The sequence below is a fragment of the Anaerostipes sp. 494a genome, from assembly GCF_001940315.1.
GTDB lineage: Bacteria > Bacillota > Clostridia > Lachnospirales > Lachnospiraceae > Anaerostipes > Anaerostipes faecalis.
In genome coordinates, this window is record NZ_MJIF01000001.1 from 1 (window position 1) to 10,000 (window position 10,000).

The 10,000-nt window shown below is 35.5% G+C and carries 13 protein-coding genes (1 of these 13 cut by a window edge); 7 read left to right on the top strand and 6 right to left on the bottom strand.

Features of this window, described 5'->3' with window-relative positions:
• The first annotated feature begins 98 nt into the window (after positions 1–98).
• The 3 genes from BHF70_RS12560 (at position 99) to BHF70_RS12565 (ending at position 1,060) form a co-directional block, all read left to right on the top strand.
• Complete coding sequence (locus BHF70_RS12560) at positions 99–305, top strand: RecX family transcriptional regulator (protein WP_075758340.1); 207 nt, start codon at positions 99–101, stop codon at positions 303–305.
• Between the two features lie 295 nt (positions 306–600).
• On the top strand, positions 601–729 hold the full coding sequence (locus BHF70_RS12715) for a hypothetical protein (RefSeq protein WP_278277178.1): 129 nt from the start codon (positions 601–603) through the stop codon (positions 727–729).
• A 112-nt stretch (positions 730–841) separates the two neighbouring features.
• Entirely contained in the window at positions 842–1,060 is a 219-nt protein-coding gene (locus BHF70_RS12565; protein WP_242946272.1) for a zinc dependent phospholipase C family protein, read from the top strand.
• 345 nt (positions 1,061–1,405) lie between these two features.
• Here the strand turns inward: BHF70_RS12565 and BHF70_RS00015 are convergent, their stop codons facing one another.
• From BHF70_RS00015 to BHF70_RS00025, 3 genes are all read right to left on the bottom strand, one after another.
• The gene (locus BHF70_RS00015) at positions 1,406–2,044 is read right to left on the bottom strand and encodes an ABC transporter ATP-binding protein (RefSeq protein WP_075758341.1); all 639 of its coding nucleotides are present in this window, start codon (positions 2,042–2,044) and stop codon (positions 1,406–1,408) included.
• A gap of 9 nt (positions 2,045–2,053) precedes the next feature.
• Positions 2,054–3,553, bottom strand: a complete 1,500-nt coding sequence (locus BHF70_RS00020; protein WP_075758342.1) for an ABC transporter permease — start codon at positions 3,551–3,553, stop codon at positions 2,054–2,056.
• Between the two features lie 150 nt (positions 3,554–3,703).
• The gene (locus BHF70_RS00025) at positions 3,704–5,326 is read right to left on the bottom strand and encodes an ABC-F family ATP-binding cassette domain-containing protein (RefSeq protein WP_075758343.1); all 1,623 of its coding nucleotides are present in this window, start codon (positions 5,324–5,326) and stop codon (positions 3,704–3,706) included.
• Positions 5,327–5,499: 173 nt separating this feature from the next.
• On the opposite strand from BHF70_RS00025, the gene ylxM reads away from it, so the two are divergent.
• The 4 genes from ylxM to BHF70_RS00045 all read left to right on the top strand — a co-directional run bounded on the left by ylxM (position 5,500) and on the right by BHF70_RS00045 (position 7,767).
• Positions 5,500–5,853, top strand: coding sequence for a YlxM family DNA-binding protein (ylxM, locus tag BHF70_RS00030; RefSeq protein WP_075758344.1), 354 nt, complete (start codon positions 5,500–5,502; stop codon positions 5,851–5,853).
• A gap of 13 nt (positions 5,854–5,866) precedes the next feature.
• On the top strand, positions 5,867–7,207 hold the full coding sequence (gene ffh / locus BHF70_RS00035; RefSeq protein ID WP_075758345.1) for a signal recognition particle protein: 1,341 nt from the start codon (positions 5,867–5,869) through the stop codon (positions 7,205–7,207).
• 71 nt (positions 7,208–7,278) lie between these two features.
• Positions 7,279–7,524: a 30S ribosomal protein S16 gene (gene rpsP / locus BHF70_RS00040; protein WP_075758346.1), complete on the top strand. Its 246-nt coding sequence runs from the start codon at positions 7,279–7,281 to the stop codon at positions 7,522–7,524.
• A 15-nt stretch (positions 7,525–7,539) separates the two neighbouring features.
• Positions 7,540–7,767, top strand: a complete 228-nt coding sequence (locus BHF70_RS00045; protein ID WP_075758347.1) for a KH domain-containing protein — start codon at positions 7,540–7,542, stop codon at positions 7,765–7,767.
• Positions 7,768–7,797: 30 nt separating this feature from the next.
• On the opposite strand, the gene BHF70_RS00050 is transcribed toward BHF70_RS00045, so the two are convergent.
• The 3 genes from BHF70_RS00050 to BHF70_RS00060 all read right to left on the bottom strand — a co-directional run.
• Positions 7,798–9,156 carry an MATE family efflux transporter gene (locus tag BHF70_RS00050; RefSeq protein WP_075758348.1) on the bottom strand — a complete coding sequence of 453 codons (1,359 nt, stop codon included), beginning with the start codon at positions 9,154–9,156 and terminating at the stop codon, positions 7,798–7,800.
• 273 nt (positions 9,157–9,429) lie between these two features.
• Positions 9,430–9,897, bottom strand: coding sequence for a hypothetical protein (locus BHF70_RS00055; RefSeq protein WP_075758349.1), 468 nt, complete (start codon positions 9,895–9,897; stop codon positions 9,430–9,432).
• Between the two features lie 32 nt (positions 9,898–9,929).
• On the bottom strand, positions 9,930–10,000 hold the 3' portion of the coding sequence (locus tag BHF70_RS00060) for an ArsB/NhaD family transporter (RefSeq protein ID WP_075758350.1). The gene runs 1,198 nt beyond the window's last position; 71 of the gene's 1,269 nt are visible here — the last part of the coding sequence; its start codon lies off the right edge, out of view — the gene reads right to left on this strand; it ends in the stop codon at positions 9,930–9,932.

Consider the following 10,000-nt stretch of genomic DNA (forward strand, 5'->3'; position numbering starts at 1 on the left):
AGAAAATTGGGCGTAACAGAACAGCAGGAGATTCTTCAGGAAGATTTTCAGGAATTGAATGAAATGTTACTGCATCGTGCAAAATTAAAGGTTTTATCTTGCTAAAATATAAAGACAGAACCAGAAAAGAGTTGAAGGAGCGACTGCTTCGATTGGAATTCCCTGAATTTATAGCTGAAGAAGCAATTATTTATGCAGAATCCTATGGATATGTCAATGATAAAGAGTATGTTCGTTATGGAGAGTATAGATCCCAGACTAAAAGTCGTATACAGATTCGACAGGAACTGGTAAAAAAGGAGTAGCTTCAGATTTAATTGATCGGGTGTGGATGAGTATGAATATGATGAAGAAAGTGTGTTAGAAGAGCAGATACAAAAGAGAATTCGACAGAAAGGTCCTATAACAATGGAGAATTTTCAAAAATTATACATATTTTGCAAGAAAAGGATATTCTTCCAATTCCATTCTCCAATTATTAAAAAAATATAAACAATAAATTTTTTTCTTGCATATAATCAGAAAACTATATATAATCGGTTTTGTAGGGTGTGAACCAATAATTAATCAGCTTATATTTTATAAGGAGTATATTTTTATATGAGAAAGAAATCACATATTTCGTTAGCAGGACAGATTATGGATTCATTGGAGCTGGGAGATGTATTTGATTATAAATTTCATTTTATGTGGGAAGTATCTGGCCGGACTGCAGACCTTCTTTTATAACCACACCCCATAAATTAGTATCACATATGGCGATATTGAGAAGCAGTATCAAAGTTTGTTCCAACTATAATCCGGAGAACGGTATGGATATGCGTCACTGTGCAAAACTTGTGTGATTATTCACTATATTGCCGATTATTTTACTTTTCCTCACAATGATCACTATAAAGGAAATGTAAAAGATCATTGTTATTATGAAAGAGATTTAAAACATGAATTAAAAGCATTTCTTGCTACAGAAGAAGCACAGGATGTGAAAAATCATGTAGTAGCATATGACTCAGTTGAAGAGTGTCTTCATATATTTCCAGTATTCATAATTGTTATATGAAGCTGGCGCATACAGTACAGGAGGATATCCGCTATATTGTACAGTTTGTACAACGGTAGTAAAAAGTGTTCTGAATATGGTAAGCCGAGTATTTTCTCCTGTTACAGTAAATATTCAATATATATAAAAATAAAGCATTTGGTTTAAAAACCAAATGCTATTTTTTATTACATAGGAAATTCTTTTAAATTTCCTATGTAATAAAAAACGCTCCGCGCAGATATGCACGATGTGCAAAGGAAAGCAGTCAAAACTGCTGCACATCGGCATGCAAAGCGGAGCAAATCCCTCATGATTGAAGGATACAGGGAGTTGATAGCGGACTTGTCCGCTTTTTATTATATTTTATATTAATTCTTTTATTTCATCTGCCTGCTGGGCTACTTCCTGAGAATGGGTTACTATAATAATACATTTTCCTTCAGATGCCAGGTTTTTAAAAATTTTCATAATCTCGTTTTCAGTTTCCTGGTCTAGATTACCGGTAGGTTCATCGGCAAGGATTACTTCTGGTTCATAGGAAAGTGCTCTGGCAATAGCGACTCTTTGCTGCTGTCCACCGGATAATTTTAAGACACGTCTCTTGGCTTCATCTTCATTTAACCCTACTTTGGCAAGAAGTTCCATTGCTTTTGCTTTTTTATCAGGGTATTTTATTCCAGAAACATCCATAGAAAGAATAACATTTTCTAAAGCAGTTAAATGAGAAAGCAGATTAAAACTTTGAAAGATAATTCCTACATATTTACTTCGGTAGAGATATCGGTCAATCTGTCGAATGTCTTTTTCCTTAAAAAGAATAGTTCCTTCTGTAGGTGTTTCCAAACCGGATAAGAGAGAAAGCAGAGTTGTTTTACCTGCTCCGGAACGACCGACAATTGCATATATGTTACCTTCATTGAATTCGTAAGATAAATGTTCAAAAACTTTTTTTGTATTTCCTTCATAAGAATAGGAAATATCGTTTAATGTTAAAATTTTCATGCAAGCCTCCTAACTTCGGTTGGTTAAAATCTTTAATGGTTCATATCGTACAATAAAAATCACAGCAGTTAAACTGGATAAGATTGTAAGTATGATTCCCACAGCCAACAGTTGCATCATTACAGTCATATTAACTGTGGCAGAAATATCAGAAACATAGTTTACCGTTTGGTTCATAAATCCGCCTTTTCCCTGAGTGTTTGACGTTTTGTCAGATGATTGCTGTGTATTGCCTCGCCCAAAATTATTTTCCTGATTTTCTATCTGCTCCTGCTGATTTTCAATTTGGGAAGCCAGTAACTGGTTGGAAATTGGTACAGAAGCAGCACTGCCTATGCCCAGTCCAATGACCATAGAAAAGATAGTAACAAAGAATAATTCTGAAACAAATTGTGTACATACTTTCCACTTTTTCATGCCGATGGCGGTCAGTACGCCAATTTCATATTTACGTTCACGAATATTAAATATATTAATGACTGCCAGAATTACAGCACCGATAATTAATACAATTATGAAAAAGTAGGATGCAAATTTACTTAAGTTTTCCAACGGAATAAGACTTTGTTCATAGTTGTTTACATCTTGTGATGTTACAGTATAAGTGTCATCAAGCCCCATTTTTTTTACATCTTTCTGGAAAGTTTCATAACTATCAAGATCAGCAAAAACATAAGTTCCACTTGTCTGAGTCATAATGGAATCAATATTTTTTACCATAAAGTTGAGAGCTTTATAACTGGTGTAAATCTGGTTGGCAGGATCGGCTCCGGCATTGAAGCGATTCATGACACCATTTTCTCCTGAAGTGGAACTGCTGTTGTGGTAGATTCCAACTATCTTTAAAGTAATAGTTGCAGAATCATCTGTTGGGCTTTCTAATTTTATAGAACTGCCGACCTTCAGAGAATTATAAGTGGCAAGCTCATCGCTGATAATGCAGACATTTTCAGAGGTATTTTCGGTGAAAATAGAACCATCTGTGATTTTACAGGTGCCGTTGACAAAGTTGGTCATGGCATCTTCACTGCTGTATCCGATGAGAGAAAAGGCTCCCTGATTTTCCATTTTACGATCATTTCCACCAGGGCCAGACTGGGAAGAAGCAGTGGATGAATCTGTAGAAGTCTCTTCTGTACTAACTTCATCGATATTGTTGCCATTTAGTGATGTTGTCATAGTATAATAGAAGTTCTTAACAGCATCTGATTCAGCATATTTTTTCAACTGACTCACAGATAAGCTTTGCATTTGTGACATTTTTTCTTTCATTTCTGACCTATCAGCACCAGATTGGTTCATATCTTCCATTAATGATTGACGGTCTACTGCAATTTGGCCGGTAATTTCTGTATTTTTCAAACCATCTTTTTTTGCATTTTCTGCAGCTTCTCGGATAGAAAGTGATATACAGGCAGATACTGAAATGATAAGAACAATCAGACCGATTAATAAATTTCTGCCCTTGGAGCGTATGACATTTTTCCAAGCGTTTTTAAGTAAATACATAGGTCCTCCTTATTGAATTATGATATTATTGGTTTCTCATATAGAATACATGAGAGTCTGTGTATATTTTGTGAAGAAAAAATGAGTAAATTGTGATAAAAAAAAACTCATGATATATCTTGCGATATACCATGAGAATTAATTTTGAGATTATTCTTCATTGATTTCTACGATTTGACGTTTTCTTGCATCAGCATCATTTTCCAGATATTCATCATAAGTACCTTCTCTGTCGATTAAACCATTGCTGGTAATTTCCATAATACGGTTTGCTGTGGTCTGAACAAACTGATGATCCTGAGATGTGAATAATAAAGCTCCACTGAAGTCTTTCAAAGCTTCATTTAATGCGGTAATTGATTCCATATCCAGATGATTGGTTGGTTCATCTAAAAGAAGAATATTGGCACCACTGATCATTAATTTAGACAGCATGCAGCGAACTTTTTCACCACCGGATAAAACTTTTACATTTTTCAGTGCATCTTCGCCGGAAAACAGCATACGACCTAAGAAGCCACGGACAAAAGTTGCATCTTTGTCTTCAGAATATTGTGTCAGCCATTCTACAATAGATAAATCATCACTGAAGTCTTTGGTATTGTCTTTTGGGAAATAGGACTGGGTTGTTGTAACTCCCCACTTATATGTTCCTTCGTCTGGTTCCATTTCCCCGGCAAGAATTTTAAATAAAGTTGTTGTGGCCTGTGTATTTGGCCCAACAAAAGCAATTTTATCTGTTGGTTTCATAAGGAAGGAAATATTATCAAGAACTTTTACTCCGTCAATGGTCTTGGAAAGATTTTCAACCAGTAATGCATCATTTCCGATTTCACGATTTGGCTTAAAGTTAATATATGGATATTTTCTGCTGGAAGGTTTTAATTCATCAAGCTGAATTTTGTCTAAAGCTTTTTTACGTGAAGTTGCCTGCTTTGATTTGGATGCATTAGCACTAAATCTTGCAATAAAGTCCTGGAGTTCTTTGATTTTTTCTTCTTTCTTCTTATTAGCTTCTTTCATTTGTTTTGTCAGAAGCTGGCTGGATTCATACCAGAAATCGTAGTTTCCGGAGAATAACTGAATTTTTGCATAATCAATATCTGCAATATGTGTACATACCTTATTTAAGAAATAACGGTCATGGGAAACAACGATAACGGTGTTATCAAAGTTGATCAGGAATTCCTCAAGCCAGTAAATCGCATCTAGATCCAAATGGTTGGTAGGTTCGTCTAAAAGCAGAATATCAGGATTTCCAAAAAGAGCCTGGGCAAGTAAAACCTTGACTTTTTGAGAACCATTTAAGTCGGCCATTTTCATATAATGGAGTTCGTTTGGAATTCCCAGTCCGTTTAACAAGGTTGCAGCATCTGATTCTGCTTCCCATCCGTTCATGTCTGCAAATTCACCCTCTAATTCACTGGCACGGATTCCGTCTTCGTCAGTGAAATCTTCTTTTGCATAGAGGGCTTCTTTTTCTTTCATAATTTCATATAGACGCTGGTTACCCATCATAACAGTATCCAGTACCAGATGGTCATCATATTGATAATGGTCCTGTTTTAAAACGGAAAGACGTTGTCCAGAAGTAATGGATACGTCACCTTTGGAAGGTTCAATTTCTCCGGAGAGAATTTTTAAAAATGTAGACTTCCCAGCTCCATTGGCCCCAATCAGTCCATAACAGTTTCCTTCGGTAAACTTAATATTTACATCTTCAAACAAAGCACGCTTACCTAAACGCAGTGTTACATTATTTGCCTGTATCATAGTATCACCTTTCTGTTTCTTCTATAATAATCGAGTCACTCTTCTTCATTTTACAGAAAATTGAATGTTTTTCAAGTAAAAAATTGATTGTGCAAGTAAAAATACTTGACAAAGCCGGCATGATTGGGTAAACTAACACATGGTAAAGGAAAAATGCTTTACAGGAGTATTAGATGGAGCGAATTGTTGAACAGAATTTATTATATGATTTTTATGGTGAATTACTGACGGAACATCAGAAAGAGGTCTATGGAGAGCATGTTGAAAATGATATGACTCCTAGTGAGATTGCAGCCGATTATGGGATTACCAGACAGGCGGCTTATGATATGATTCGCAGATGTAACAGGATTTTGGAAGATTATGAAGAAAGACTGCATCTGGTACAGAAGTTTTTAACTACTAAGGACAAAGTAAAGGAGATTCATTCTTTATCTAAAAGGCTTCTTGACGAAGATAAGGAGCAGATGAAGGAAGATATCAGGCAGATTGAGTTTGTTTCCAATAAGATTTTGGAAGATTTATAGATGAGGTGTATCTATGGCATTTGAAAGTTTATCTGAGAAACTTCAGAGTGTATTTAAAAATTTAAGAAGCAAAGGCCGTTTGACAGAAGATGATGTTAAGATGGCTATGAAGGAAGTAAAAAGAGCTTTACTGGAAGCCGATGTTAACTTCAAAGTTGTAAAGACCTTTATCAAATCTGTACAGGAGAGAGCTGTTGGGCAGGATGTGCTGAACGGATTGAATCCAGGACAGATGGTTATTAAAATTGTAAAAGAAGAGATGGAAACTCTAATGGGTTCTACCATGACAGAGATTTCTCTTAAGCCGGGAAATGAAATTACAATTATTCTTATGGCAGGTCTGCAGGGAGCAGGTAAAACAACAACCTGTGCAAAGCTTGCAGGACAGTATAAAAAGAAAGGTAAAAGGCCTTTACTGGTTGCCTGTGACGTATATCGTCCTGCTGCTATTAAACAGCTGCAGATAAATGGTGAGAAAGTTGGAGTTCCTGTGTTTACTATGGGTGATAAACAAAGTCCTGTAGACATTGCAAAAGCATCTGTTGAACATGCTCAGAAGAATGGCAATAATATTGTGATTCTGGATACAGCAGGTCGTCTTCATATCGATGAGGATATGATGTCTGAACTGGTTGCTATCAAACAAAATGTAGATGTGCATCAGAGTATCCTGGTTGTAGATGCTATGACCGGACAGGATGCAGTAAATGTTGCTAAAGAATTTAACGATAAAGTTGAAATCGATGGTATTATTGTTACGAAACTGGATGGTGATACCAGAGGTGGAGCAGCGTTATCCATTCGTGCTGTGACAGGAAAACCGATATTGTATGTTGGTATGGGAGAAAAGCTGGAAGATCTTCAGAAATTCTATCCGGACCGTATGACAAGCAGAATCCTCGGAATGGGAGATGTTCTGTCATTAATCGAGAAGGCAGAGTCTGCAATTGATCAGGAACAGGCAATGAAAATGCAGGAAAAGATGCGCAAAGCTTCTTTTGATTTTAATGATTTTCTTGATCAGATGGATCAGATGAAAAAAATGGGTGGATTATCCAGTATGTTATCTATGATTCCTGGTATGAGTGGAAAACTGCAGGGATTGGATATCGATGATGGTATGATGGATAAAACAGCCGCAATCATCTATTCTATGACAAAGGAAGAAAGAGCAAATCCAAAGCTGATCAATGCTTCAAGAAAGAAAAGAATTGCAGCAGGTGCTGGAGTTCCTATTGCTGAAGTTAACCGTTTATGTAAACAGGTTCAGAACCAGAAGCAGATGATGAAACAGATGTCTGGATTGTTAGGTGGTAAAGGTGGTAGAAAAGGTGGTTTCCGATTACCTTTTTAAACCTTGATAATAACGCTTGGCGTTATAGATAAATTATAAATGATAAAATTTTTAACGGAGGTGAAAGAGAAATGGCAGTAAAAATGAGATTAAAGAGAATGGGACAGAAAAAGGCTCCTTTTTATAGAGTTGTTGTTGCAGATTCAAGATCTCCTAGAGATGGAAAATTCATCGAAGAAATCGGTACTTACGATCCAAATCAGGATCCTAGCGTAATTAAATTTGATGAAGATGCAGCAAAAAAATGGTTATCTAATGGTGCTCAGCCAACAGAAACAGTAGCTAAATTACTGAAAGCTGCAGGGATCGAAAAATAGTTAGGAGGCAAACGCATGAAACATTTATTAGAAGTGATTGCAAAAGCCCTCGTTGATCAGCCGGACAAAGTAGTTGTAACAGAGAAAGAAACAGCAGATTCTGTTGTTCTGGAACTTCATGTTGCCGAAGGTGACATGGGGAAGGTTATTGGTAAGCAGGGAAGAATTGCAAAAGCAATTCGCACTGTTGTAAAGGCTTCGGTTGACAAAGGTGACAAGAAAATTGTCGTTGATATCAAATAAAAGAAAAAGCTCATAAATGGCGGAAATACGTCACTTATGGGCTTTCTTTTTTGCGTTTTTATATACTGCAGTTTTGTTAAAATATATGTAATATGCAATAATGGCTGTAATCAATTCGGAGATCCAGAAAGCATGCCATACTCCAACAGCACCAAAAATATTACTTAAAACAAATGCTGTTGGTATTGTTAAAACAGTATATCGAAGCAAAGATATAATTAACGAGGCACCCCCCATACTTAATCCCTCTAATGCACCTGAGGATATAACTGATATTGAAGAAACTACGAATCCGATGCTGATAATACGCAAGGCAACACTTCCGGCATAAATAGTTTCTTCGTTTGAAGAAAATAGACTGATTAGTTGTGTTGGAACAGACCAGCATAAAACTGTTCCAAAAACCATAATTATAGCTGTTAATATAAGGCTGATTTTATAAATGTTCTTAACACGATTATGTTCCCGGGCACCAAAGTTAAATCCGATTAAAGGTCGTATTCCTTGCACTATTCCATTGGAAGGCAGATATAGGAATGTCTGCAATTTATAGTAAACACCTAAAACGACCACATACATTTGAGAATAGGCAGAAAGGATTATATTTAATGCAGAAATCAATAGTGATGGCAAAGCTAAATTTAATACTGCAGGAATACCTATGGAATATAATTTTGTACACATTGTTTTTGAAAATACAATATATTTTGGGGCTATATGTACATGAATTGGATTTATAGCATAAATCAAAATATACATCAAAAGACTAAGTGTTTGCCCAATTCCGGTGGCATATGCCGCACCCTCTATTCCCATTTCTGGAAATGGTCCTAATCCAAAAATCAAAATTGGATCTAAAATAATATTTGTTATACATCCACATAGCATACTGAGCATTGTAATGAGCATTTTTCCAACAGATTGAAAAATTTTCTCGAAAGACATTGATAATGCAATAATGATAGAAAAACTAAATGCAATTTGAGAGTATTTTAATCCTAAATCTATTACTTGTGTTTCGGTAGTAAACATTCTTAAAAAGACAGGGGTTATTGTAATACACCCAATAGTCAATATGGTCCCGTGTATTGCATTAAGCACCAACCCTTGTGTTGCGGCAATATTAGCTGCTGTATTTTTTTGAGCGCCCAAAAAGTATGAAATAGTGGAATTGATACCAATAGAAAAACCTATTGTAATTGCGTTTATAAAGTTCTGAATTGGAAATATTAATGATAATGCAGTCATAGCATTTTCATTGATCTGAGCTACGAAGAAACTGTCAACGATATTATAAAGTGAAGTTACCATCATTGACAGCACCATTGGTAGAGACATTGATAAAATCAATGGTAAAATTGGTTTTGTTTTCATAAAAGTTTGTTCCATTTTGCTACACCTTTTCTAATGAAATAAAGCGGACAAGTCCACTATCAACTCCCTGTATCCCTCAATCATGAGGAATTTCCTATGTAATAAAAAAACCACGCAATTATCCAATAGATAACTGCGTGGCGAAAAGTAAACATTACTAAAAATCCACAATCGTCTACTAAAGAGACGGTTTTATTGTTTCATGATATAGCGATTTGATTTTTTTGTCAAGCTGTAATCATAATGAAATCTGTAAGATCAAAAGATACTACAGGTTACTCATCCAAGTTAATCAGGAAGATCCAGTTTTGTGGATTCATCATATAAAGAAATAATATGACGCAGGGAATCTTCCATCTCTTCCTGGATTTTATCCATTTTATCAGGGTCAACATTATAATTCAGGAATAGCTTTTCAATATTTTCTGTTACATGATGTCCTAAGTGAGAGATAATAAGGAAAGTATCGAAATTATGACTCTTTTTAGCGTTTTCAAATCTTTTTAAATCTTCTGTTATAAAGTCAATGATTTCCTGATCACTGGCGAATTTTCCATGAATCATTGCATATGGCTGCACTCGTTGAAGAAAATATTTGTTGTGACGTGTAATATTAAATACATAAGAAACAATCAGTCCGTCACCCAGATCAAATTCCGCTATATGCATAATACTGTTGAATTCTTTAATGGATGTGGCACCAAGCTGACGAAGATTGATGTTGATATAATCACCGGTAATTGTGTTTTTATTCATTTAAATAATCCCCTTTCAAAATAAATTTGGCTTTATGCAAAACGAATCAGCAGAAAAACAGAGCAAATGGCAACAGATAAAAGCATCATTGGAAATCCGATTT

Coding starts and splice junctions, on each gene's coding strand:
- BHF70_RS00050 (WP_075758348.1), bottom strand. CDS start 9,156: ATGGAACAAACTTTTATGAAAACAAAACCAATTTTACCATTGATTTTA.
- rpsP (WP_075758346.1), top strand. CDS start 7,279: ATGGCAGTAAAAATGAGATTAAAGAGAATGGGACAGAAAAAGGCTCCT.
- BHF70_RS00055 (WP_075758349.1), bottom strand. CDS start 9,897: ATGAATAAAAACACAATTACCGGTGATTATATCAACATCAATCTTCGT.
- BHF70_RS00020 (WP_075758342.1), bottom strand. CDS start 3,553: ATGTATTTACTTAAAAACGCTTGGAAAAATGTCATACGCTCCAAGGGC.
- ffh (WP_075758345.1), top strand. CDS start 5,867: ATGGCATTTGAAAGTTTATCTGAGAAACTTCAGAGTGTATTTAAAAAT.
- BHF70_RS00025 (WP_075758343.1), bottom strand. CDS start 5,326: ATGATACAGGCAAATAATGTAACACTGCGTTTAGGTAAGCGTGCTTTG.
- ylxM (WP_075758344.1), top strand. CDS start 5,500: ATGGAGCGAATTGTTGAACAGAATTTATTATATGATTTTTATGGTGAA.
- BHF70_RS12715 (WP_278277178.1), top strand. CDS start 601: ATGAGAAAGAAATCACATATTTCGTTAGCAGGACAGATTATGGATTCA.
- BHF70_RS00045 (WP_075758347.1), top strand. CDS start 7,540: ATGAAACATTTATTAGAAGTGATTGCAAAAGCCCTCGTTGATCAGCCG.
- BHF70_RS00015 (WP_075758341.1), bottom strand. CDS start 2,044: ATGAAAATTTTAACATTAAACGATATTTCCTATTCTTATGAAGGAAAT.